The 25,849-nt window shown below is 48.5% G+C and carries 16 protein-coding genes; 9 read left to right on the top strand and 7 right to left on the bottom strand.

Annotated features, from left to right (window positions below):
- The first annotated feature begins 32 nt into the window (after window positions 1-32).
- A complete protein-coding gene (locus tag ACES2C_RS19725) occupies window positions 33-512 on the top strand; it encodes a Dps family protein (RefSeq protein WP_374164768.1) in 480 nt (159 codons plus the stop codon).
- 146 nt (window positions 513-658) lie between these two features.
- Here the strand turns inward: ACES2C_RS19725 and ACES2C_RS19720 are convergent, their stop codons facing one another.
- Window positions 659-1,285, bottom strand: a complete 627-nt coding sequence (locus ACES2C_RS19720; protein ID WP_374164767.1) for an RNA polymerase sigma factor — start codon at window positions 1,283-1,285, stop codon at window positions 659-661.
- Window positions 1,286-1,962: 677 nt separating this feature from the next.
- On the opposite strand from ACES2C_RS19720, the gene ACES2C_RS19715 reads away from it, so the two are divergent.
- A complete protein-coding gene (locus tag ACES2C_RS19715; RefSeq protein WP_374164766.1) occupies window positions 1,963-2,877 on the top strand; it encodes a PorP/SprF family type IX secretion system membrane protein in 915 nt (304 codons plus the stop codon).
- A 184-nt stretch (window positions 2,878-3,061) separates the two neighbouring features.
- Here the strand turns inward: ACES2C_RS19715 and ACES2C_RS19710 are convergent, their stop codons facing one another.
- From ACES2C_RS19710 to ACES2C_RS19700, 3 genes are read right to left on the bottom strand one after another with little or no spacing between them, the layout of a single operon-like run.
- The gene (locus ACES2C_RS19710) at window positions 3,062-5,095 is read right to left on the bottom strand and encodes a prolyl oligopeptidase family serine peptidase (RefSeq protein WP_374164765.1); all 2,034 of its coding nucleotides are present in this window, start codon (window positions 5,093-5,095) and stop codon (window positions 3,062-3,064) included.
- Window positions 5,092-5,475, bottom strand: a complete 384-nt coding sequence (locus tag ACES2C_RS19705; protein WP_374164764.1) for a methylglyoxal synthase — start codon at window positions 5,473-5,475, stop codon at window positions 5,092-5,094. Before ACES2C_RS19705 ends, ACES2C_RS19710 begins: the two co-directional genes overlap by 4 nt.
- A gap of 10 nt (window positions 5,476-5,485) precedes the next feature.
- Window positions 5,486-6,724 (bottom strand): nucleoside recognition domain-containing protein, encoded by a 1,239-nt coding sequence (locus tag ACES2C_RS19700; RefSeq protein ID WP_374164763.1) that lies wholly within the window; start codon window positions 6,722-6,724, stop codon window positions 5,486-5,488.
- Window positions 6,725-7,151: 427 nt separating this feature from the next.
- Here ACES2C_RS19700 and ACES2C_RS19695 point away from each other — a divergent pair, with 427 nt between their 5' ends.
- The 5 genes from ACES2C_RS19695 to ACES2C_RS19675 all read left to right on the top strand — a co-directional run bounded on the left by ACES2C_RS19695 (window position 7,152) and on the right by ACES2C_RS19675 (window position 18,472).
- A complete protein-coding gene (locus ACES2C_RS19695) occupies window positions 7,152-9,815 on the top strand; it encodes an outer membrane beta-barrel protein (RefSeq protein WP_374164762.1) in 2,664 nt (887 codons plus the stop codon).
- 74 nt (window positions 9,816-9,889) lie between these two features.
- Complete coding sequence (locus ACES2C_RS19690) at window positions 9,890-10,750, top strand: SdiA-regulated domain-containing protein (protein ID WP_374164761.1); 861 nt, start codon at window positions 9,890-9,892, stop codon at window positions 10,748-10,750.
- 39 nt (window positions 10,751-10,789) lie between these two features.
- Window positions 10,790-13,135, top strand: coding sequence for a GAF domain-containing protein (locus ACES2C_RS19685; protein ID WP_374164760.1), 2,346 nt, complete (start codon window positions 10,790-10,792; stop codon window positions 13,133-13,135).
- 21 nt (window positions 13,136-13,156) lie between these two features.
- Window positions 13,157-15,730, top strand: a complete 2,574-nt coding sequence (locus ACES2C_RS19680) for a BamA/TamA family outer membrane protein (RefSeq protein ID WP_374164759.1) — start codon at window positions 13,157-13,159, stop codon at window positions 15,728-15,730.
- 420 nt (window positions 15,731-16,150) lie between these two features.
- Window positions 16,151-18,472: a GH92 family glycosyl hydrolase gene (locus ACES2C_RS19675; RefSeq protein WP_374164758.1), complete on the top strand. Its 2,322-nt coding sequence runs from the start codon at window positions 16,151-16,153 to the stop codon at window positions 18,470-18,472.
- Between the two features lie 506 nt (window positions 18,473-18,978).
- Here the strand turns inward: ACES2C_RS19675 and ACES2C_RS19670 are convergent.
- Window positions 18,979-20,580 carry an alpha-amylase family glycosyl hydrolase gene (locus ACES2C_RS19670; protein WP_374164757.1) on the bottom strand — a complete coding sequence of 534 codons (1,602 nt, stop codon included), beginning with the start codon at window positions 20,578-20,580 and terminating at the stop codon, window positions 18,979-18,981.
- Between the two features lie 985 nt (window positions 20,581-21,565).
- Between ACES2C_RS19670 and ACES2C_RS19665 the strand changes: the two genes are divergently transcribed.
- The gene (locus ACES2C_RS19665; protein ID WP_374164756.1) at window positions 21,566-22,561 is read left to right on the top strand and encodes an SDR family oxidoreductase; all 996 of its coding nucleotides are present in this window, start codon (window positions 21,566-21,568) and stop codon (window positions 22,559-22,561) included.
- A 130-nt stretch (window positions 22,562-22,691) separates the two neighbouring features.
- On the opposite strand, the gene ACES2C_RS19660 is transcribed toward ACES2C_RS19665, so the two are convergent.
- Both ACES2C_RS19660 and ACES2C_RS19655 read right to left on the bottom strand, forming a co-directional pair.
- A complete protein-coding gene (locus ACES2C_RS19660; RefSeq protein WP_374164755.1) occupies window positions 22,692-23,429 on the bottom strand; it encodes a DUF481 domain-containing protein in 738 nt (245 codons plus the stop codon).
- The gene (locus ACES2C_RS19655; protein WP_374164754.1) at window positions 23,422-23,787 is read right to left on the bottom strand and encodes a hypothetical protein; all 366 of its coding nucleotides are present in this window, start codon (window positions 23,785-23,787) and stop codon (window positions 23,422-23,424) included. Before ACES2C_RS19655 ends, ACES2C_RS19660 begins: the two co-directional genes overlap by 8 nt.
- Window positions 23,788-24,555: 768 nt before the next feature.
- Between ACES2C_RS19655 and ACES2C_RS19650 the strand changes: the two genes are divergently transcribed.
- Window positions 24,556-25,737 carry a copper amine oxidase gene (locus ACES2C_RS19650; RefSeq protein WP_374164753.1) on the top strand — a complete coding sequence of 394 codons (1,182 nt, stop codon included), beginning with the start codon at window positions 24,556-24,558 and terminating at the stop codon, window positions 25,735-25,737.
- Window positions 25,738-25,849: the final 112 nt, after the last annotated feature.

The raw sequence follows: 25,849 nt of genomic DNA, 5'->3' as shown, positions 1-25,849 counted from the left end.
CGGGGTTTTCACTAATATAAAAGTTAAGAACAATGAAAGCAGAAGAAATCGGCCTTGAAGAAGTGAAAGTGAGGCCTGTTGTTGATCAATTAAATGATTTGCTGGCAAATTATCACATTCACTACCAAAAGTTAAGAGGTTGCCACTGGAATGTGAAGGGTAAGAGTTTCTTTACCCTGCACGCCAAGTTTGAGGAGCTCTACACCAATGCAATCGCCTCAATCGACGAACTGGCAGAGCGGATCCTTACTCTGGGAAAAGCTCCACTAAGTACTTACAAGGAGTATATTGAAACGGCCCGGATAGAAGAAATTAACACGGTTGGTATAGAAGATATCAAGCTGGTGGAAGCTGTCCTGGAAGATTTTGCAACCCTTATTGAAATTGAGCGGGAGATTATGGAATCAACTGCTGCAAACGGAGATGACGGGACAAACGATATGATCAACAAGTTTATGCAGTTTAAAGAAAAGAATACCTGGATGCTGCGTGCTTTTTGTAATCGGGATTAAAAGAGAGTGTCCTGCACAAAAGAAGGCCAGGTGAAACGTTTCGCCTGGCCTTCTTTTTATAAATTATATCGTTGCTATGAGGAACATTCTCCGGCTCTTTTCATTCCGGCGATAAGCCAGTTAATGGCGAGTTTAAAAATTAGGTCCTACCTTAATCCGCTGTTCAATAAATAGCTTCTCAGCTTCTTTTTAGCTCTGAATAGTTTCGTCTTTACCAGGTGCAGAGGGAGATCGAGTTTTTCACAGATCTCCTGATAGCTTAATTCATCTTTGTAAAAGTACAAGATGATCTGGTGTGATACATTATCGAGTTTGGCAATCTGAGAATATAAGATTCTATAAGTCATCTTTCTGTCTAGAAGGGTATCTGGAGCCTGACCTTGATTGGTAGGAAGAATAAGGTCTTCTATGCTGTTTTCGGTATCAGAAAGAGAGTAAGCTCTTGCTTCAACTCTCCTTTGCAGTTTGCGATAGTTGTCAATGATTAGGTTATTCGCTATCTCGCAGAGGAAGGAACTAACCTTAATGTTATAGTCGCTGTTAAACCTGCCCGCATATTTGTAGAAATTTACAAATGTTTGCGACGAAATTTCACTTGCTAGCTCTTTATCATAGTTGAGGCGTTTCGAGGCGAAATCATAAACGTACTTATAATGTTTTTGATAGAGAAATCTGAAGGCGTATTGATCTCCTGAAGTAAACGCCTTTACAGCTTCATTGTCTGTATACGTTTTACACGTCCTAAGCGAGTCGTGGTGTTTAGTTAGCAGCATTGTTACTAGGATTTAGATTGTGTAAGCATTAATAGATATGGCAATACAATTGCAAAGAGCGTTTGCATAGCAAGCCCGCTAAAAAAATATTTTAAATTTTAGTTGTTTCTAAACTGGATTTTCCGCTTGTTCAATATAGCGTATATGCTTTAAATGACTTGTTGTGTTGAAGCCTCCGGACAAAGCGGTCGCGTTCCTTTGTATGTTCTAATTTCATCATTTGTGTTTTTTAACTTAAACCAAACACCCCCTGTCTGATCAAGACAAAGGATATAATGTGATACAGGAGCGCGTTATTTAGATTTAGGAATTTTTAAATCACTGTTCAATACTAGAAAAAATAAATTACAAAGAGAAATAATATTCTCAAAATGTTGAATAAATGCCCCAAATTCCACATAAAGTGACCAGTGTTACTTTTTTGAGAAATAATGTCTGACGATATTAACCATCCATCGGAGGAAAATATGGGTTGTCTTATTTTTATTTGGTTAAAAAACTAGTCATTTACTGTTGTTTGGCCTGATGATTGTTAGCGAGAAAGCGATAAAAGTTTCAATATTCGCGTTGTCCCTCCTGAAGATCTAAATGCCGCGCATTTTTCTATAACCATGTTTCGTGTGCTTCCGTACAAAGAGCCAGCCGCCTGAGGCGGACGATGAGACACTACGATTGACATGAAAAACATAATTTGTAAAACTCTATTAGCAGTAATTGCCCTTATTTTAGTTGTTCATTCTGGAAAAGCGCAACAGCAGTTTTCCTACACGCAGTTTACTGATAATCTTACTCCGATTAATCCAGCCTGGTCTCTTACTGTTGATGGAGGAGCCATTAATCTTTTAGCGAGGAAACAATGGGTAGGGATTGAAGGAGCCCCGCAGTCTTATATGTTTAATGGGCATCTGCCAATTAAATCAATAGGCGGGGCAGCGGGTATCATGGTTATGAGAGATCAGGTAGCAGTTGAAAATTTAAATGAAGTGAATCTGTTTTTTGCAAAGGCGGTACAGCTTAATGCCAATACTTATTTTTCTGTAGCTATGAATGGCGGGTTTCGCAATTATCGTGCTCTTTACTCAGGGCTGGATCCCAACGACCCCCTGATGGCAAACTCTGACATTGGGGAGACGGAAGGAAATATTGGTGCGTCAGTCATGGTTTATAATCCCGAGAAATTCTACGTCGGAGTATCATTACCCAGGCTAAGTATTCGAGATTTGGGAAAGGGATCTGTTGCGTCAAGTCGGTATTTGAAGAAGTTCTACTATTTAAGCTTTGGCGGCTATCTTCCTCTGGAAGATCAGGGAATGCGAGTAAGTCTCGCATCCTTAGTTGCATACACCGCTAATGTGCCTCTTCAGGCAGATCTCTCGGCTAAGCTCTTCTTTGGAGACTCTTTCGGAGTGGGAATGAACTACAGAACGAATAACGAGCTTGCAGCGCTTACTTCGCTAGTCATGGGTTCCGTTCGCGTTGCTTACAGCTATCAATTTGGCTTCGGACGGAATAAGGTGGGATCTTTTACGGGCGCGACACACGAAGTTACGACCAGTTTTTATTTTAATAAGTCTTTCAAACCGCTCTTTTGATGGCCCTTTTTATGTTTATTCGAATGTGTTTACATAGGAAAGGAATGGGTTATAGCAAATGTTTAAAGCGATTTTATGAATCAAAGAACACCTTAAAAGGCAAATAGCAGGCGGGCTTCTGCAATGTATTGGTTGCAGCTAGCTTGCCTGCTATTCTTTCTTCCGGATTTCTAATCCTCTTAGTCTACAACGTTTCCTTCAGCCATTTGAAGAACTCACGCTGCCAGACAATGGCATTCTGTGCGCCTACTACCCAGTGGTTTTCAGCGGGCAGATAAAGCAGCCGGCTCTTAATACCCTTCAGCTGTGCGAGCTGGAAGGCCTCAAGGCCCTGTTCTACCGGCACCCGGTAGTCAATACCTCCCTGAACGATCATAATCGGCGTATTCCATTTATCGGCATGTTCAATCGGGCTCGCATTCTTATAACTTGCCGGCGGGTTTGATCTCCAGTACGGGCCGCCTATGTCTTTATTGGCGAACCATAATTCTTCTGTTGTGCCGTACCAGCTCCTCAGGTCAAACAGCCCGTCATGAGCGATGAAGGTTTTGAAACGGTTTTCGTGTACTCCCGCCAGCATGTAAACCGAGTATCCTCCATAGCTTGCACCTACAGCTCCAAGCCGGTTCTTGTCTACGTAAGGCTCTTTGGCAATGTCGTCAATAGCAGAAAGATAGTCGCGGATAGGCTGACCGCCCCAGTCGCCACTGATCTCCTCGTTCCACTTCACGCCATGTCCGGGCATTCCGCGCCGGTTAGGAGCAATAACAATGTAGCCGTTTGCTGCCATCAGCTGGAAGTTCCACCTGAAGGAGTAAAACTGACTAAGGGCCGACTGCGGTCCTCCCTGGCAGTACAGCAGGGTTGGGTATTTCTTTGCAGGATCAAAGTCGGGCGGATAGATCACCCAGGCGAGCATGTCTTTGCCGTCAGTTGTTTTAACATGCCTTTCTTCTACCTTACTCATCGCAAGGCGGTCGTAAATGCTTTTATTAACAAAGGTGAGCTGGTTAACAACACCCGACTTTAAATCAACTTTATAAAGCTCGGCCGCATGGTTCATGTCGGTCCGCGTTACAATTAGCTGACCGCCTGCCTGACCAACAATCCCATTAATATCAAACTGTCCTTTTGTTACCTGCCTGATGTTTTTCGCTGAAAACTTGTTCAGGTCAGAGAGCCCCGAAATCTCAAAAAGCTGTTCCGTCCCCTTTGTTGCTGCAACGAAATAGATCTTAGATCCGTCATTGCTCCAGCGCCAGGAAGCCACGGTGCCGTCCCAGTCTTTTGTGAGGTTATGAGTCTTGAGGGTCTTGAAGTCATATACCAGCACATCGTTCTTGTCAGACTCGTAGCCGTCCTCATCCATGCTGAGCCAGCCCATACGGCTGCCGCTCTTGTTGAAAGCAGGATTGGTATCATAGCCCATGATCCCTTCGGTGAGGTTGGTTGTCCTGCCCGACTGAAGGTCGTAGAAATAGATGTCGGTATTGGTGCTCTGGGCGTAATCCTTGCCGAACTTTTTCTTGGAGACATAGACGATAAACTTCCCGTCAGGACTCCAGATTGCATCTTCAGAGCCGCCGAATGGCATTTGAGGACAATCATAGGGCTCGTCCTTCATAATATCCTTCGCTTCGCCTACTTTACCATTATTGAACTCTGCATAGAAGATATGCTGAAACTTGCCGTCTTCCCATGCATCCCAGTGACGATAGTTGAGGTCGTCGAACACATAGGCGTCTGATTTTTTGAGCTCGGGATAGCGATCGGTGCTATGCACTTTTACAATCGGCACTTCTTTTGAAAACAGGATATGTTTCCCGTCAGGCGATACTCTGACATTGCTAAGCCCCTCTTTTTCGTCTGTGAGCTGCTTTTTACCACTGCCATCGGCATTCATTGTCCACAGCTGCCCTTTATAGAGGTAGGTAATGCGGCCGGTCTGTGCGCCGATATGAACTACGCTTTCTCCGCCTGCTTCTGTCGTAAGCTGGCGGGGACTTCCGCCTGTCACCGGTATTGCATACAGGTTACGTTCTCCCTTGTTCTCGTCCATGTTGTACTGGGTGACGCTGAAAAGGACGCTTTTTTCATCAGTCGTGACCATTTCCCCTGACACTCTTCCCAATTTCCATAAAAGTTCAGGAGTCATTTTTTCCTGTGCCTGCACCATGCAAACTGATAAGATAAGACCGAAACCTAATGCTTTCTTCATAGACCATCCTCCCCGGCAATTCCCATCAGTAAGTATTTGGCGGTGGCTGGGTTAGTAGCAAGAGGCACGTTGTGGACGTCGCAAACGCGAAGCAGCATCTGTACATCGGGTTCATGGGCATGTTTCCCCAGGGGATCACGGAAGAAGATAATGGCTTTCAGGTGGCCTTCGGCAGCCAGGGCTGCAATCTGCGCATCACCTCCCTGAGGGCCGCTCAGCTTCCGCGTCACTTCCAGACCGGTCTGCTGGATATAAGAACCTGTAGTGCCGGTGGCTACCAGCTTCATCTTATGCAGGATTTCATAATGGTCCTTCACAAAGGCTACCATTTCTGCCTTCCGTCCGTCGTGGGCGATCAGGGCAATCGTTTTAGTTGACATAGTATCTAAATTAACCAAAAAACAAATAGGATATGAGTATTGCAGCAATCACTCCAGCCAGGTCAGCAAAGAGGCCGGCAGTAATTGCGTAGCGGCTTTTCTTGATTCCTACGGAACCAAAATAAAGCGCCACGATGTAAAATGTTGTATCGGCTGAACCATTGAAAACGCAGGCCAGTCTTCCTACAAATGAGTCGGGATGGAAGGTGGTCATCGTTTCAATCATCATTGCTTTCGCTCCGGAGCCGCTCAGGGGCTTCATCAAGGCAACAGGCAGCGCATCTGTGAAGCGTGTGTCCATCTGGAACATGCTGAAGATGTATTTGAAGCCATCCACAATATAGCCAAGAGCGCCGCAGTTCCGGAAAACGCTGATCGCTGCAAGCATGGCTACCAGATAGGGGATAATCTTCACCGATGTTTCGAAGCCTCCTTTGGCTCCCTCCACAAAGGCATCAAACACATTCACTTTCTTTCTGATTGCCCCCAGGATAAAGACAACGGGGATCAGGAACAGCAGGACGTTGCTCACCACTTTTGAAACTTCGCTGATCTGAGCCTTGCTGAGGTAGGCGGTAAAATACCAGACAACGAGCCCGATAAAAGCCGTGAGACCGAGCAGCCAGCTGATGATCACCCGGTTCAGCAGGTTGATCTTCTGCCAAATAGCAACAATCAGGAGCCCTGCTACAGTGGCTACATAGGTGGCAATGATGCAGGGGATGAAAATATCGGTTGGGTCGGCAGCGTTCAGGATTGCCCGCTGTGCAATGATGGATATCGGCAGGATCGTCAGTCCCGATGTATGAAGCACCAGAAACATGATCTGGGCATTAGAGGCCGTGTCTTTTGAAGGGTTGATCTCCTGCAGGCTGCCCATCGCCTTCAGTCCCAAAGGCGTGGCTGCATTGTCGAGTCCCAGGAGATTGGCGGAAAAGTTCATCAGCATCTGTCCCGTTGCCGGATGGTTCTTCGGCACCTCGGGGAAGAGCCGGCTGAAGAAAGGCCCGACAATGCGACTTAAAAAATTGATCGCACCGGCTTTCTCTCCAATGTTCATGATCCCCAGCCAGAATGCCATTGTTCCCGCAAGCGGGAGGGCAATATCCATTACGGATGATTTGGTGGTATCAAAGAGGCTCTCAACAAGTTTCTGGAAGATCTCTGTGTCTCCGAAGAAGACCAGTTTAATGAGGGCAACAATAAATGAAATGATAAAAAATGCTATCCAGACGTAATTCAGAGCCATAAATCGAAACGTTTGTTATGAACGTTTTTACAGCGGGTCAATTTACATATTTAGTCTGTTTTCTTTTTGACTGGATATAAAAAATACTACATTAGCAAAAAGATGGAGGCCGAAAATCCTTGTTTTCTGTTCCTCCCATCGCTGGGTAACTCTAAAAATATAAATGAACATGCTATACGGTTTTTTCGCTTTCAGCGTTGTAAAAGAGCTGGTGCTGATGGATAAAAAGGCAGCCGGCAGGAATATGACAAAACCGATAATCAGATCCGGAACTAGATAAACCTGACATAAGTATTATTGCAATTTGCTCATTTTTACCTTCTTATTTAATGGATATGTAAATGCGGCTCCTCCATCGCGGCAGTCGTGTTTCCTGACGGTTCCCTGTTTCTGAGTGCAGCCGGGGAGCTGTTTTAAACGAACATGAATGAAGGCATTCGTTACACTGCTTACTTTACTGATATCTGCGGGCGCAATCTGTGCCCAGGGCAGGTTTGAAGTGCGCGGTGTGCTGCACGACACTACCGGTACCGGCGTAAGCGGCGCTACGGTGAAGCTCACATCCACAACTGATACCCTCCTTGCAAAAACCGGCGATCAGGGAACGTTTATCCTGCGGGGAGTTACCTCACTGCGCTTTCTTCTCACCATCTCCAACCTCGGCTATCAGACCATAGAAAAGGAGTATGAGCTGGACGGGGGACAGTTCCTGGTGTTCCTGGACCCGCTCCGCTTTGAACCACAGACATATGAACTCGATCAGATCTCAATCCTCGCCAGGAGGGCTGTGGTGATTAAGAAAGACACCATTGAGTATCGGGCCAGGCATTTTAAGGTTCGGGAGAACGCCTTTACCATCGATCTTCTTAAAAAGCTTCCCGGCATTACCTTCGACAGGGAGGGAGCACTGATTGCCCAGGGAAAAGTGATCACCCGGGTGAAGGTAAACGGCAAGGACTTTTTCGGGGGCGACGTGGAGACAGCTATCCGAAACATTCCGGCTAACCTCATTGAGAAGATCCAGGTAATTGATGATTATGGAGACAAAGCACGGCTGACGGGCGACCCCGACGGACGCTACCAGAAAATCATCAACATTAAGACCTGGGCTAACCTGCGTAAGGGATATTTTGGAAACGCGACGGCAGGAAAAGGCGACGAGGGCCGATATCAGCTTTCTGCCATGGGCAATTACTTTAATAACAACCGGGAGACCGCCTTTTATGGCAACCTCAATAATAATAATGCAAGCATACCGGGGTCTGCTTACGCACTTGCAGGGAGCGACAGGGGGTTAAATACCATCACGGCTACCGGATTCAACTACAGGGAAAAATATAATAAGAATCTGAGCTCCTATGGAAGTTACAACTTTGCCAAGAATATAAACAAGTTGTTCTCTGAGACTTTCAGACAGAATATCTATCCCGACAATACCTTCATCCTCAATAACGATACCACCACAAATAAGACCATCAGTTATAACCACGTGATGCAATGGACGGTGGAGTACGAAGATAGTGTAAACTTCTTCCAGGTTGCACCGGTGCTCAATCTGAACAGGAAAGACATGGATGGGAGCTCGGTGCTGAGGCAGAATAAGCAGATCTATAACTTCCTCACCGATGGCCTGCACCAGATCTCCAGTGAACATCAGTATTCCTACGTGCCTACGGTCAGCGGAAGGGTGGTTGCCAATCATAAGTTCGGGAAGACAGGCCGGAATTTGTATGGCGAGCTAACGGTAAGAGATGGCTGGACAACTACAGAACAGGATGTTACTGCCCTGATGCTCTTCTATGATAATCAGGGACGTCTGAATCAGGACTCTGTGCAGCGCCAGTTCATGCGGAATGAGAACGAAAGCTTTGGTACCACTGTTCAGATATCATATATTGAACCGATCAGCGACAAGTCCAGGGTAGAGGTAGGCTACATATTCGGTTACTCCAGCTATTTGAACGACCGGCAGACAAGGCTCGACTGGCGACGGAAAGTTGATTCTCTTAATAACCGCTATAACTACTCGTTTACTACTAATACAGTCAATATTTCATATCGTTATAACGGTACAAGGCACTCATATACAGTAGGGCTGAGTGTTCAGCCGACGTTACTCTCAGGACAATCCATCAGCAGGAATATTGATATTAACCGACGCGGCCTCAATGTAGTGCCCGACTTTAACTATAGCTACCTGATATCGGCAGAGCGGTCTTTTTCTGTCAATTACGCCGCCACAAGTAACCCGCCGACCTATCTGCAGCTTCAGCCTGTAACCGACGTCAGTAATCCTCAATACCCCGTTACCGGTAACCCCACTCTGAAGTCGGAACTCTGGCATAACTTCGATATCAATTACAGCTCCTTTTCTGCAGGAAGCGGAAAGACCTTTTTTGCCTCATTAAATGGAGCGTTCATCCAGGACCAGGTAGTGTCGAACACGGTGCTGATTACCAGAGAGGATAACATTGTGTCTCAGGAGACTTTGTTTAAGAATGTAAACGGAAACTTTATCCTTGGAGGAGTATATAATCTCTCCCTGCCCACGGAAGACCGCAAATACATTGTGGATCTGAACGGCTCCGTAAACTACAACCACGGCGTCTCGATGAGTAATTTTGAACGGATCAGCAGTCGCAACCTCATCATTTCGCAGGCGGTCCGCATGCAGGTGAATCCTTCCGACAAACTGGAGTTCTACCCCTCGGTGGTTTACACGTTTAACAGGAACCGGTACTCGCTGGAGGAGTACAGCAACAAGAAACTGTCCACCTGGGGGCTTGGCGCCGGGGGGCGCTTCAATATCACGCCGAGCTTGCTCATTGGCCTGGAGGCCGATAAGAACTTCAACCGTGGATTTACTGGCGCAGGCAGAACCAATCCGTTCATCCTCAATAGCTTTATCGAAAAGCAGTTTCTGAAAAACAGGCGGGGAGCTCTTCGGTTTTCCGGCTTCGACCTGTTCAATCAGAATACGAGTGTGAGGAGGACGGTGCAGAGCAATGCAATACTCGACAATCGCAGTAACCGGCTTGGCCGTTATTTCATGCTGCTGTTTAAGCTGAACCTTAACAAGTTTGAAGCATAGCGTCTTATCGAACATTTTTCAAACATCTTGGTATTTAAAAGAAGAACATTAGTTTTATGCTTTTTAACTTTCAGATGAAGCGTTTTATACATCCCGTATCCTGTGTTTTGCTTCTGTGTGCCCTTCTTGCCTGTGGACAGAAGCAGCAGAAGAAGAGCGTGAGCTCGCCCCGCGGTTACGACCTCGGAGCGCCCCAGGTCATGAAGATGCCTGCAGCATTACGCGAAATTTCCGGAATTACCTTTGTTGAGGGAGACCCCTCCACCATCCTTGCTGAGCAGGATGAGGACGGCATCCTGTTCCTGTACCATCAGCGCAGCGGCACGTCCGACAAGTTCAGGTTTGGCAAAAAAGGCGATTATGAAGACGTGACCTTCTACAAGGGGAGAACCTATGTCCTGAGAAGCGACGGCACTATTTTGTGCTTCCGTTTCGACCGCGGCTTAAGGCCCACTAAGCCCGTTGAGTTAGACGGTCTCGTCCCGAAAGGCGAGTATGAAGGGCTTTTTGCAGACGATAGCATGGAACGGATGTATGTGCTTTGCAAGGAATGCCCTGACGATAAAAAGAGCGGGTCTGCTACGGTGCATATCTTAAGCATTGCGCGCGATGGAAGCCTCTACAAAAATGAAACACGAACCATATCACTCGACAAGGTTCCTGCACTTAAAAAGGGCAAAAAGTTTAATCTTCGGCCCTCTGCACTGGCCAAAAGTCCGTCATCCGGCGACTGGTACATTCTCTCGTCTGTGAACATGGTGCTCCTTGTAGCGGATGAGGAGTTCAGCGTGAGGGAGGTTTACAAGCTTGACCCCTCTGTCTTTCCTCAGCCTGAGGGCATTGCCTTCGATAATATGTCGAACCTGTACATTTCAAGTGAAGGCACCGACCAGGAGCCGGGCACTATCCTCCGCTTCGACAAAAAAGCCAAATAGCGATTGTGTATTTTTGCACTTTCTAAGTGGAATTATAAAATGCAAACAGACCTTCTTCATATACAGGACGACGTCCAGCTGCCCGAGCCAACCGACTCGGTCTTATCCTTCAAACCGTTCATCACTTTTCTGAGGAAAAGGATCGCAGAGGAAAAGACGGTTAAGAAGCGCTTTTTTGAAGAAGTGCTGGCCAGGTTTGAAGAGGACCCTTCTTTCGCTGAACCCATGAGCGCTGAAACCGCCGCCGCGCGAACAGATCTTTTAGAGCTCGTCTATGCCAGCCTCACTCCGCCTATATCTGACGAGAAGCATTTCCTATGGGCAATCAGTACCCCTTCTCCCAAGAAAATATTCTATTGCACCGACGCATTTGGCAATTTTTTTAATAGCCCGCGGTCGCGTGAAATGTATAGTAAATCGGCTGAGGAAATTGAACGGGTTCTTCGCTACAAGCTGGAATATGCATATTCACTTGTTCTTGACCGTTTTTATGGTATCCATACCGGCATGAAGAATGAGATGGTGTATTCCTATCTGGATCCCTCCACCTCCCTGAATCGTTATTTCCGCATTCATGCTGATACCCGTTTTATAGAGGTAGAGCCAAAGGGAGAGCTTCCCGAACTGAATCTTTCAAGCCTTGAGCCCCGGCTTCATGAAATGGACGGCCTGGAAACGCTGAAAATGCTGTTACCCCTCGACTTGTTCTGCTTTCAGGGCTTCTCGGTGATCACCCTCACCGATATCACACCCAGATTTGCTTTGGATAATATTCGCAGTGCGATCCTTGAATATTCCGCTCACGGAGCTAATCAGCGCCACCAGCGGGTGATTGACTCCCTGAAGACTTTATCAGGTGAAAATCAGATTGAATTCGGCCTGCTGCCCTTCCTGAAGCTGAATGGCAAGCCCGTATTCGACAGTAACGATTGTTCCCAGAGTGTACTTATACAGACGGCATTCCGTGCCGGAAAGGAAAAAGAGGTGTTCCAGTCGCTGGTAGAGCACTACGTACAGAATCCGAGGGCTTTGTTTTTTGATGAGCTCGATGAGCAACGGGCCTTACAGTTCCCCTTTCTGGCCGGACTAAAGCAGTCGGGCGTTGTGTCGTACGCTGTTGTTCCCATCTTTTATAATGCGCATCTGGCGGGCGTCATAGAGATTTATTCGAGGCAGGTTGTGCTGCCCTATGAACACATCTTGTCGGCTCTTGAGCCCGCTTTTCCTTTGCTGGCTCAGCTGCTTCAGAACTGTGCTGACGAGTTCAGAGTGCGCGTGGAAGACGTGATTAAAAGAAAGTTTACGTCTCTGCAGCCTGCGGTTCAGTGGAAGTTTAATGAGGCCGCCTGGAATTATCTTAAGCAAAAGAAAATCAGCGGACAGAAGCATGAAATCGAAACTATTTCTTTCAGTGACGTGTATCCGCTCTATGGAGCAATTGATATACGCGACTCAACTGTTCAGCGCAATGCTGCCTTCCGTGAGGATACGCGAGTGCTGCTTGAGACGCTGCTCCGGGCCCTCAGGCTTCTGAAAGAGCTGCAGCCTCTGGGTCTTACCGATGAGCTGATCTTCCGCACCGAAAAATGGCTCGATCGCATCAGCGGGAATATTACCACTAACGATGAAATCCTTCTTGGCCTGTTCTTCGAACGTGAAGTGGGCCCTTTTCTGGAGCATTTTAAGAGCACTAATCCGGGCAAACCCGATATTCTTGACGAGTTTATTGCCGCAAAGGATGAGCAGCAGGGAACGGCCTTTGCTCACAGAAGGGCCCTGGAAAATTCCATGCGGCTCATTAATGCAACTGTAAACGCCTACTTCGATCAGGCCCAGCCCGAACTTCAGGAGTCTTATCCCTGTTATTTCGAGAAGTTCAGGACTGATGGTGTGGAATATGACGTGTACATAGGGCAGAGCATTGCGCCCGAAAAGCCTTTTAATCTTCTTTATCTCAAGAACCTCCGCCTATGGCAGCTAAAGTCAATGGTGGAAGTAGCAAGGCAGACGCATGCGCTGCTCTCTCAGATCGAAGTACCCTTACATACGACCCATCTGATCTTCGTTCATGCCAACCCTATTGACATCAGCTTCAGGACCGATGAACGTCGTTTCGATGTGGAGGGTGCCTATAATATCCGGTACGAGATTATTAAAAAGAGGATCGATAAAGTACTGGTAAGAGACAGCAACGAACGTCTTACCCAGCCGGGAAAGATTGCCCTTGTTTACTTTAACGACCGCGAGATAGAGGAGTACATGCAATATATTGCCTATCTACAGGAACAGGGGTACCTGGGCAGGGAACTGGAGTTTCTCGACCTGGAAGAACTGCAGGGCGTGTCGGGACTAAGAGCCCTCCGCGTCAGCATCCTTTACACTTAACACCTTAACATCTGCTTGTTTATGAGGCTCTTTTATGCCGTTCTTCTTTTTGCTGCGTTCCTTTTGTCACTTCTTGCCGGCCATTCTGCCCAGGGGCAGGAACGCGACAGCATCACCATTGCGATAGAGCCGGGATATAACGAAGTAAGTGCTTCACACCGGTTTTGGCTTGGAGAAAACTACAGGAGGCTATGGGCGACACCTGTGAAGATGCGGGTGCTGCGACTTGGTTCTGAAAAAGGAGGGCTTTCTGTCGTTAAAACAGGCGGCGGCATGCAGACCCGCTCGCTGCGACTCAAAGATGCATCAGGGCGTGAATGGGTATTGCGTACCATACAGAAATACCCGGAGAGAGGACTGCCTGAAAATCTTCGTCCGACCATTGCCCGCGATATTTTGCAAGATCAGGTGTCTACCGGACATCCTTATGGCGCCCAGGTAGTGCCGCTGCTTGCCGAAGCTTTAAAACTGCCCCACGCCAGTCCAGAAGTCGTTTACGTAGCCGATGATCCCGCACTGGGCGAATACAGGAAAGACTTTGCCAATGCTGTCTATCTTTTTGAAGAAAGGATGCCTGATGATGCAGACAAGACAGATAACACTGAAAAGGTGATCCGGAAGCTGGCAAAAGATAACGATGTAAAAGTAGAGCAGAAGCTGGTTCTGAGAGCACGCCTGCTCGACTTCCTGGTGGGCGACTGGGACCGGCATGACGACAACTGGCGCTGGCTGCCCGGGAAGGAGAAAAAGGAGACCAGTTACACGCCCGTTCCCCGCGACCGCGATAAGGTATTCTATAAAACCACAGGCGTGTTCCCCTGGATACTGTCCCATCAGTGGCTCAAATCAAACTTGCAGCCCTATCAGGAAAAGATCCGCGACATTAAGGGCTGGAATTACAACGCACGATATTTCGACCGGTACTTCCTCAATGCACTCGACGAAGACGACTGGATAGAGGAGATCCGCTATGTACAGAACACCATCACCGATGGACTGATCAGCAGGGCCATGCGCCAGATGCCCGACACGATCTACCGGCAAAACGGCCAGGAGCTCGAACGGGTGATGAAGGGAAGGCGGGATCGCCTCGCTGAATCGGCCCTTGAGTATTACCGGTTCATATCGATCTACACAGACGTCTCTCTTTCCGCGAGCAGCGAGATTGTAGAGGTTGATCAGCAGTCTGAACATCAGCTGGCAGTGACGGTCTATAATCGGAAGAAGGATGGATCAAAAGGACGTCTTTTGTATAGCCGGACGTTCAGGCCCGATATTACCTCGGAAGTGAGGATCTACGGCATGGCCGGGAATGACCAGTTCCTTGTAAATGGAAAGGGGAAGCCTAAAATTAAAGTACGCCTGATCGGAGGCGACGAAAAGGACGACTACGCCGTTTCTGACGAGGTGAAAAACCGCTCCCGGATCTTTATCTACGACCAGCCAGGGCGGGAGAATAATTTGCCCCCGCGAGCGATGGCGCGCCTCAGATTATCATCTGACACCTCCGTCAATTCCTACAATCGCACGGCCTTTAAATACGACCGGTTCGGGCCGATGGCGCTTGTCAACTATAACATCGACCAGGGCATCCAGCTGCGTGGGGGAATGATCTATGAGAAGCAGGGCTTTAGAAAAGAACCTTTTGCAGTAAAGCATGAGTTCTGGGCCAACTATTCCACCGGCAGGAATTCGTACATATTTAATTACGACGGTCGCTTTACGGGCGTGATCGGCAAGAACGATCTCAGCGTTGATCTTGACTCATGGGGACCCAACAACGTGACCAATTTTTTTGGTTTAGGTAACCGGACCGAATTTAAACGCCACGACGAAGGAGGCATCAACTACTATCGCAATTACTTCGATTACCTCACCGGTTCTGTACGCCTGAACCGCTCTGTGGCCAGGAATCTTCGCGTAAATGCTGGTCTGGGAGCTGAGTTCTATACGAGTGATCACCGGGATAATATCAGTCGCTTTTTCAGGAGCTTTGACCTGTCAAATCCTTCCGAGCGCGTTTTTGAAGACCGGTTCTATGCCGGTTTAGTTGGCGGGGCACAGTATGATACCCGAAACAACTCCTCAAATCCATCTTCCGGTGTGCTGTGGAATGCCCATATCACCGCTAAGCGGCAGTTAAACGGAACACATAATCAGTACGCGCGGATTGAATCGGATCTGAGTTTTTATTTGAATGCCGGTGATGACGCCCTCATCATTGCCAACCGGGTCGGGGGAGGCACCACCCTGGGCGATCCTGCCTTTTTCCAGAGAATGCAGCTTGGAGGTGTCAGAACGATGCGCGGCTTCCACACCAACCGCTTTACAGGAAAGACGATGGCCTATCATAATCTCGACCTGCGCATGAGGCTTTTTCACTTTACTTCTTATCTCTTGCCGGGCACCGTCGGCCTCATTGGCTTCCACGACACTGGCCGGGTTTGGCTGCCCGGAGAAAAGTCAGAAAAGTGGCATCATGGGTATGGCGGAGGCATTTACATTATTCCGGCGGAGCTGATCCTGATTCAGGGAACAGTCGGTTTCTCGCGCGAAGGATCACTGCCCTATATTTCGATTGGCTACAGCTTCTGAGTGCCACAGGTTTTCAGGGGCCAGCCTGAAGCGGATCCCATGATTTTTGAAAGAACGATGCCGGTGCTTTCTTTTATGCTTTTAACAGCCTTTAATCAATGTCCCTTTTGTTCCGATCCATTTTTGATATCCGGCAGCACTCAGCCAGAGCCCATGAGCATTGCCTTGCAACAGAGTAGTGCAGGGTGAACAGGGAGACTTTTCAATGGCGCTTCACCTGAACTCGAACCACTGCGACAGTGCAGTGCAGACTGCACAGGAGGACTTACCGCCGGCGCCACACCTGAAGTTGAACCACTCGCAACAGGGCAGTGCAGACTGCCCGGGGGGAGGTCTGAGTCTTTTTGAGTAAATAGTTGAAAATCGATTTAGCAAAGAGAATAAAATTCCTTAATGTTGTAATAATCAACCAATCTTAAAATGGACATCTCAAAAACCTTCGCCAGGATCTTTGCTCTGCTGCTTTTAGTTTCTACAGTCCTGAATGCCCAGGATAAGCAATCGCTGACACGATACGTAAACCCCTTTATCGGGACAGGCGCTGTTGACCAGTCGAGTTTATCAGGAAGTAATTTTCCTGGAGCAACACTCCCTTTTGGTTTCGTTCAGCTGAGTCCTGATACGCAGGATAACCCCGATAATCCTGCCTCGGGATATGACTACAATGACAAGACCATTGTTGGCTTCAGTCATACACACCTTAGCGGGACAGGGGTGTCTGACCTTTTCGACGTGCTGCTTATGCCGGTGACAGGTGAGGCAAAGACCACACCCGGCGATGCCGACAAGCCCGGCAGTGGTTACAGGTCGCGATTCTCCCATTCGCAGGAATCAGCAAAGCCGGGTTACTATCAGGTGAGGCTTCTGGATTACGATGTGAATGCAGAACTTACCGCGACGGAACATACCGGATTTCATCGCTATACCTTTCCGTCGGGCAAACCTGCTCATGTGATCATCGATCTGAATCATTCTCTCAATAAAAAAAGATCGTACTGGTGGTGTAAGATCCTCGCCGCTGAAATACGGAAGGTTGACGACCGGACCATAGAAGGATACCGTGTGCTGACAGGATGGGCAAGACTGAGGAAGGTGTACTTTCGTGCCGAATTCTCCAGTCCCCTCAGCTCGGTGAAGATGGTGAACGGGCAGCGTGTCTATGACAATGAAACTGTTGTAAATGGTACGAACGTTAAATCGGTGCTCGACTTTAATCCCGGCGACGGCAAGCCCTTGCTTGTTAAAGTGGGACTGTCGGCTGTAAGTCTGGAGAATGCACGCGAAAATCTGAGAAAGGAAAATCCGGCATGGGACTTTGATGCAGTGGCCGGAAAGGCAGATGAAAAATGGGAAAGAGAGCTGGCGAGGGTCAGTATTGAAGGTACAGACCAACAGAAGCAAATTTTTTATACCGGCCTTTACCACGCCTTTACTCAGCCTAATAACATGGCTGACGTGAACGGCGACTATCAGGCTACTGATTTCACTATTCATAATGCGTCCAATAAGAAGCATTATTCAACTTTTTCTCTTTGGGATACCTACCGGGCAGCTCACCCGCTTTACACGCTGCTGCAGCGGGAGCGAACAGCCGACTGTATAAATAGCATGTTCAGGCAATACGATACGTACGGCTATCTTCCTATCTGGCAATTGTGGGGTGACGAAAACTATTGCATGATCGGCAACCACGCTATTCCTGTCATCGCCGATGCGGCATTAAAAGGAATTAAAGGATTTGATGTTAACAAAGCCTATGAGGCCGTCAAGGCATCTTCTGAAAGGATACACCCCGGTTCTCCCTTTGACCTGTGGGAGAAGTACAAGTACATGCCCGAGAACCTGCAATCGCAGTCGGTGTCTATTACGCTGGAGATGGCTTATGATGACTGGTGTGTGGCACAGCTCGCCAGGAAGCTGGGAAAGGCGGCTGACTATAACCGCTTCATGCTGAGGTCGCAGTACTACAAGAACTTGTATGATAAGCAATCGGGCTTCTTCAGGGCAAAAAATGATGATGGAAAATGGGTGAGTCCCTTTAATCCTCTCCAGTATGGGGGCAACGGGGGCAATCCCTACACTGAAGGGAACGCCTGGCAATATTTCTGGTATGTACCCCAGGACGTGGAGGGTTTGATTGCACTGGTAGGAGGCGATAAGACTTTTATAGAGAAGCTGGATAAGTTCTTTACTCTTAAAGACCTTCCGGGCGAAGTGAACGGAAACGCCTCTGGTTTTATTGGTCAGTATGCCCATGGCAACGAGCCAAGCCACCACGTCGCCTATCTGTATAACTACGCAGGACAACCCTGGAAAACCCAGCTCTATGTCGCCCGCATTCTCAATGAGCTATATAATAATTCCTCGTCCGGCTATTCAGGAAATGAAGATTGCGGACAAATGAGTGCATGGTATATCTTTAGTGCAATGGGTTTTTACCCTGTTAACCCCGCCAGCAGCGTTTACGCTATAGGCTCTCCGGTACTGGCGAAGGCGGTGATCCATCTCGATGGCGGGAAGGACTTTACCGTGGTCACTAAGAATGCTTCCGCGAAGAACCCATACATCCAGAGTGTGAAATTAAACGGGAAGGCATATAGCAAGACATTCTTAACTCAGAGTGATCTGGAACGGGGAGGCACCATTGAATTCACGATGGGCCCTCAGCCAAATAAGAACTGGGGTGTTGGGAAGGTTTCAAGGCCTCCGGTTACTTCACCAGGTCTGGCCTCCTTGCGATGACGTTCCCGGTAACCTTCAGATTTCCTTCCTGATACAAGTGGGGGAAGGAAATCAGAGAGGCTTAGAGAATCCTGTTCGTGCCTGTGAGCTATCGCGCCAGTACGAGCAGGAACTCAGCCAGCATCCCGGGGACTGGCGGGTTCTTGTACTTCATTGTGAAACGCCGTCTTTTTAACTCTTTTCGCAAAGCATGCGGGATCACAGTACTAATGATCAGGCTGCCTGCCTGGCCCAAATGTTTCGAAATGCAGTTGGAGGAATGCAGAAAATATCGTCGGGAGCAATTGCCCCTGCTTGTTCCGGAGGTCTCAAAATGAAGTTAAATGAATGCAACTGAAATGATGAGGGGTGATTGCTCTGCTGCCTCGATTGTTTAAAAGTACAGTTGAAGGAGTGCAGCTAAAAGCATCGCGGTTAATCGCTCTGTTTGTTTCGGATGCTTCAAAATGCAGCGCCGGGCCTGGCAGGAACTGCCCGTCCGGCGCTGTTACCTTCAGTGTGCTCCGTCAGAGAATGCGAACAACAATGCCTTCGTCTCCGCTTAAGGAAATTCGGTCGTTTACTTCCTCGCCTTCGAGCTCAGGCGAGGTGGCTACTTCTATGATCCCTTTCAGAGGCGACCGAGAATTGAAGTAACAGGGCCAGTGACTTAAATTTAACAGAACAAGGAATGCGCCATGTTCCTCCTTTTTCCGGATGTAAGCAATGCTCTGCCGGTCTGAGTGGACGGGGATATAGTCGCCCGCCATAAGCGACGGTTCTTTTTGCCGCAAAGCGATGAGTTTTTTGTGGAAGGAGAGCATGGAGTACGGGTCTGCCGATTGGACTGCCACGTTCTCCCGCGTGTATGAGCGGTTTAACCGGAGCCAGGGACTGGCTTTGCTGAATCCGCCGTAAGGGCTGTCATCCCATTGCATGGGAGTACGGGCGGGGTCTCTGCTGAGGTTTTTCTCCGGCATATTCAGCCCCTGCGGATCCTGCACTTCTTCAAAAGGAATCGGGACATCGCGCATACCAATCTCGTCACCGTAATAAATGGTCGGAGTACCCCGCAGGGTCAGCAAAAGCATGGCCGCTACGCGCGCCTGTTCTATTCCGACACGACTGGCAATGCGGATACGGTCGTGATTGCCCAGCACCCAGTTGGGCCAGCCATTTGCAGGAAGAGATCCTTCATAGAGGTCAATGGCGGAAGCAATCTTCACGGGATCCCAGGGCAGGTCGATCAGCTGGAAATTAAATGGCAGGTGGGCGCCCTTGTTATCCACACCGTAGTACATCACGAGCTTCGGTATCGGGAGGTAGATCTCGCCGATCATCATCCTTTCCTGATAGCTGTCGAGCAATTCGCGCATTTTGCGAATAATACCGTGCACCTCGGGCTGATCAGTGGAATAAACCGGCAGAAGCTGGTCATAGGTAGGCATGTGAGGCTGATAATCGGGGTTAGGAGGATTATCCCTGAACTGCTCGTCTTTTATCATGTGCCAGATCACGTCGACACGGAATCCGTCCACACCCTTATTCAGCCAGAACCGCATCACCTCGAGCATTGCAGCCTGAACCTCCGGGTTCCGCCAGTTCAGATCGGGCTGTTCCTTCAGAAAGCCGTGGTAGTAATACTGCCTCGTCAGTTCATCCCACTCCCAGGCACTGCCACCGAAGACGCTCAGCCAGTTGTTAGGCGCTTCGCCCTCAGGCCCTGCGTCTTTCCAGATGTACCAGTTGCGCTTCGGGTTATGGCGTGACGAGCGAGACTCCACAAACCAGGGATGCTGGTGAGATGTATGGTTTGGAACCAGATCGAGAATGAGTTTCATCCCCCGTGAGTGCACTTCTCGGAGCAGCATGTCGAAGTCGGCCATTGAACCAAAGAGCGGATGGATTCCGGTATAGTCGGAAATATCGTAGCCGAAGTCGGCCATCGGAGAGGGGTAGATAGGAGATAACCAGACCGCAGTCACCCCCAGATCGTGAAGGTAGTCGAGCCTTTGTGCCACGCCCCGCAAATCGCCTATTCCGTCGCCATTTGAATCCTGGAAGGATCGCGGATAAATTTGGTAGATGATGCCGGTTTGCCACCAGAGATATTTCTCGAATCGTTCCATGCCTTTTTTTCATAATAAATGCTTTTTGAATCCTCTTTGTTTCGCTTTGCGATGGGGATCTTACAGAGAGGGAAAAGCCGACTTTTCTCCGGGAAACGCAGTGAGAGCTGAAGTAAGGCAGGCATTCAGCCGGGATCTAAACGCGATGCGCAAGAACTGCGCCAGGGGTACTTTTAAGCAAGGCTCCACCGAGTACGGCGCACTTGAAAAAGATGAAAAGAGCCAGGCTCCTGAAATAAGGAAATGCTTGTATAGTTCAATTGCTATCGGGATCTTAGTTTGTATAGTTGCTTCAGGAATAGCAGTTTATCCTGTATAGTTTTTTTACTATTAATTCAATGATCTGCAGAGCCTGCTTAGGGCGAGACCTATATCATGCTGTATCGTACCATCGTTGTACTTGATACGTACCAGGCTTTGAGCGTGTGCGGACTGTGGGTGGGATGAGTGCGGGTTGACTGCGGTTTTTGTAAGGTAAAACCCGGACTCAACCCGGACTTACCCCGCATGCAAGCCGTACTCGCAACGAATCAGAGAAGAGCATGCTACGAATGATGAACGTAGCTGGGGTATAGACGGACGCAGTTAATTCCAACGGTTTCATAAGAGGTCCACTGAACCGAATCCTGCCTTTCAGGTCTTGTCCATTAACGCAAGGTACGCATTTGTAAAGAGAATTAACTGATCAAAAATAACTGGAAAACTATGCTTAACAGAATCGCTGAAATAAAACGCACCGGTCTGTGCCGGCTTTGAAAACTAAACAGACCTTCGGAAGAGAACGGAGCTGCTTGCTGTAGTCTGGGCAGCTTAGGCGCTGGAAATGCTCCCCGTGTAGTATTTTCAAGACAAGTCGAGGTATATCGGAATGCCTGGCGGCTTAGAGTCGCCTCGATACTAACACCTGATGCGAAAGCAGCGGTCCTGCGGGCGTTTGTTCAGTTTGGCGCAAATATTGCAAACTGCGAGGTACTACTTGTACACTATGAACAAACAGACAGTTACAACGAAAAATACCCGGATCAGCGGAAAAACTGTAGTGATTACAGGAGCGTCCGGAGGCGCAGGCCGCGCTATTGCTGTTGAATTTGCAAGGGCCGGGGCGCGTCTCGTGCTTGCGGGGCGAAGAGATTTTGCACTGGATGAAACGGTTGAGGAATGTAACCAGGTGGACGCTTCAGGAGCGATCAGTGTGGTTACTGATGTAACCGACAGCGAGGCGGTTGCGCTGCTTGCCAAGACAGCCTTTGAAGTGTATGGCCGTATAGACGTCTGGGTGAATAACGCGGGTGTCCTTGCTGCCGGCTCCCTCACAGATACCCCGGTAGAGGTAATCGATCAGGTGATCAAGACCAATTTGATGGGTTATATTCACGGAGCCCATGCCGTGTTGCCTTACTTTAAGGAGCAAAAACAGGGTGTGCTGATTAACAACATCTCGGTTGGGGGCTGGTTTCCGGTTCCCTATGCTACCGGGTACTCGGCCAGCAAGTTCGGGCTGCGCGGGTTTTCCGAAGCTTTACGCGGGGAGTTGCTTAATTATCCCGACATTCATATCTGTGATGCTTTTCCTGCCTTCCTTGATACTCCCGGGATTCAGCACGCCGCTAACTTCACAGGGAGATATTTGAAGCCGGCACCTCCTGTATACGATCCGCAAGAGCTGGCACGTGCGCTTGTGTCATTAGCCGAAAAGCCAAGGGAATCTGTGGTGGTCGGATCAATGGCCGTGGTGCTCAAACTATCACATGCATTGTTTCCGGGCCTTACCCGGGCCATCACTGCAAAGGTGATTGAACGATACCTGAACGTGGCCGACAATGTTCCGCTTACCAGCGGAAATATATTCCGCCCGCTCAAGTTTGGCTCGGGAATCAGCGGAGGCTGGAGCCGGTTCATGCCTCCTTCAAAGCGTAAGATTGCTGCTGCATTGCTGTTAACAGGAATTGCCGGCCTGTTTCTGGCTACCCGGTCGAAGTGATTGTATGGGAAGCCGCGTGCTTCAGCGCCTTCTCGACCTGAGCAGTATAAGAACAATAATTGCAGATGCTGTTAGAAGGACCTTAGCGAGCATTGTTCAAAAATAGCAATCCCGCCAGGGATTGCTTCTCTTAAAAATATTTCTCCAGTGTTAGTCCATAGTTCAGGAGCGAGTTTTGTCGCCCTGTACGGTTAATCCTGTTGAAGTTGTACGCAGTAGTAAAGCTAAGCCAGTTAATCAGCTTGACGGAGAGGCTGGTGTTGGACCGGAAAATGTAGTCGTGCTTATCGTTCAGTGAACTCTGCACGAAATTGCTGCCTTCCAGCGTGATTACCTTCCGGATGGTGAATTTGAAGAGTAAGCGAAAGGAATTTCGGAAAGTGTGATATCTGTCGGGAATGCTGTCCTCGAGAAGCAGATCGCTTTTATCGTACAGGATACCGTCGCTGATGTTCAGCAATGCCTGAGGTTGGTCGACCAGGTTATACGCTACTCCCGCACCGGCCAGAAGCTGGTTGTTGATTTTCAGCGAATAGCTTGTATTGTAATTAGCCAGCCCCCAGTAGAAAAAATGAGGGAAGGTTTTATACAGATTAAAATCTAAAGAAGAAGAAAAATCGTTGTTCGTAAGGCTCTTGTCCTGTTTTCCGTATACCCAGCTGTTGTTGGCGTTGAGGGAAATGCTCTTCTTTCTTATCCCAAATTTTACAGCATTATTAAGAAGGTAGGAGTCGCCGTCATTTGTTTTATTGATTGAGCCAGTACTGATATACCCCGCGTAATAGGTGGTGCTGTCGGTATATTGCGCGCTGGCCCGATGGATGAGCAGGGTAGCGAAACCCAGTGTAAGGATGAACAGTCTACTCATGCGTCATCTCTTCGTTTTGCGTCAGCAGGGGAACAACGATGCTGGTAAGACCCAGTGCAAGGAAGGCGTTTCGTGCCCTCTTGTTACGGGCGAAGCCGAAAAGAAATGGAGCCGAGGCAATAAACAGGCCCACGGTGAGGTCTGCGGCAAGGTGTATTTTAAATGGAATAAGCTTAAAAAGTCCCCATTCTGCCCGGGTGGTGAGGGCAGAGGTAAGAACCCCGGCTGCTACAGAGCGTGACAAAACAGTTGCCCGCTGGTGGCCCGAGAAGCCGAACAGCTCCGGAGCGGCGGCTGCAAGCGGAATATACCCGAATTCCGCGACGCCATGTTGTTTTCTGGAAATTGGCTTTTTCATAGGAGTTGATGTTTCTTATTGTAACCCCAAGGGCCCGGAATAGTTTTCTGAGAAAAGGACGGCCTGTAACGGCTTTACTTCTTAAAAAAATTAAAAATATAAGTTTGTTAATAAAATAAATGTTATATCTTGCGTTAGCAAAGAGCTCCCAGCGTTTTGTCGAATGTGGATAATACTTTGAGAGTCTTGAATCTGTGATGCCGCGGCATTACAGAAAACAACGATTGCAGAATTGCTCGGCCCTTTTATTACCGAGAACAAGGCTTATGAGGGGTATTGGGTGGTGAACAGCCTGAAAAACATTGCCGGGACTGACAAGCAGATCATTTTTGAATCAGGGATTGAGGACTGCCTGTAGTTCATAAGGAAGAAGTGGAGTGAGCTGAAGAGCAGGGCTGGTTTTATGGCTCGGTATGGAGGACACCCGCGACGTTTCTGGTCGATAAATGTCTGGAACTCTTTCGCTTCTTTGCGGGGCTGTGCTGAGTTAAAACCGATTAAGGGGATGAATTTGTGAACAGGGCCGGTGCACGTGTGGGAGTTGCTGTTGCTGTAATTGGTCGGGAAAGCTGCTGACGTGTGTTGATCGCGCGACGCAAGGTTTTATTCGGGGCTTTTCGCTGCGTTCATTAACCTGCTAGTCCTTCTTGAGTGAGGCCTTATAAGCGGGAAGTTGGGAAAGAATCACATTGGAGTTCGCTAAGAGAGCCTGATGTCTGGAAGCTAGATCGCATACTATAGAAGAAATATGAAAATTGAGCTAAAAAAATGAGAAGAGCGTCGTTGTTTGCAGCCGGTATTTTTGTTGGTTGTATGCTCGGCGAGAGTCAGGCGCAGGTTCTGAAGCCCGGTCAGGGTGAAGTGATCCTTGGAGCCCGTCAGGGGAACGTTGTGGAGTTGCCCGGCTTTCTGACCGAAAAAATACCTTTTATCGACTACGAGAAGGTGGTCTTGCCTGGCCCGCAATATATCATTTCTGATGATCCGGAGTATATAAGAGATCCGGAAGCAATGGCTTTAAAAGAGGCTGTTAATCCGGGATCTGTACGTCTTTACGTGTACAATGTGAATGGCATTAAGGAGCCAAAGGAAATAGATCGCAAGATCACGGCAGTGATCAAAAATACGGGAAAGAGCGACATGCATATCAGGATGATGAAATATTCGTCGCAGAAGCCCAGTAGTAACTATTTTCAGATCGGTAAGCAAGGGCTGGCCGACTATTTTGCTTCGCAGGGGGAGGAGAAGATCAGGACGGTAAAGCCCGGTCAGGTTATTGCAATTGATGAGCAGCTCGAAAAAAATATTGTGAAATACAACGAGCTGGTTCATGGGTTTTATGAATTCGTAGTTGATCAGCCGGGAGAGATTGCTGTAGTTCAAACGGCCCCTTCGACTCCAGGTCCTGAAGCTTTCAAGAAGATGAAAGCTGTGGTCTCAAGCAGACACAGCAATGCCGGCAGGGGGCTGTTCGGCGTGAGCAATTATAAGGTAACCGCAAACGCTGTCTTTGACACGAAGAATGGTGCCGCCCAGATCATGCTTGCCGACGGGAAACAGGACCCCTGGATAATTGGAAGAGATGCAAGTACTGGCCAGCAGGCCAGGCTTGCAGGGAATTACGGGGTGATGTATGATATCGAGTTGAAATGGAAGAGCAGTGACGGAAAGGGTTTGGCTTTGCTTACCTGGAACTCCCGCTCCTCGGATAATAAATGGTGCAACGGCATGGCTGCGAGTATGATAGTGAGCCAAGGTTTGTTTAAGGAAGGAATTGTAAAGCTGCCTTCAGACCGCCTGACCACAAAAGGAGCTCCTGAGGCTATTGTAGTTCAGGTATTTCCTCCTGCTAAGGACGGTGGGGAAAATACGATCAGGATGACCTATTCTCCTCCGGGGGCCTCCTGCTTGCCGACTCCACTGATATTTGTTCCGGTTGATTTAAAATAAGCTCTACGGGAGGCTGGATTTCAGGTGCGTTCAGCCTCTTTTTTTCGTGGGATGTGTGAGTGGCCGGCGTGCTTCTCCAAAATATGCCTTAGGGAGCGGCTTTAAGTAGGAA

Source organism: Arcticibacter sp. MXS-1 (genome assembly GCF_041902385.1).
Classification (GTDB): Bacteria; Bacteroidota; Bacteroidia; order Sphingobacteriales; family Sphingobacteriaceae; genus Arcticibacter.
This window is presented reverse-complemented; position numbering and strand designations above follow the sequence as displayed.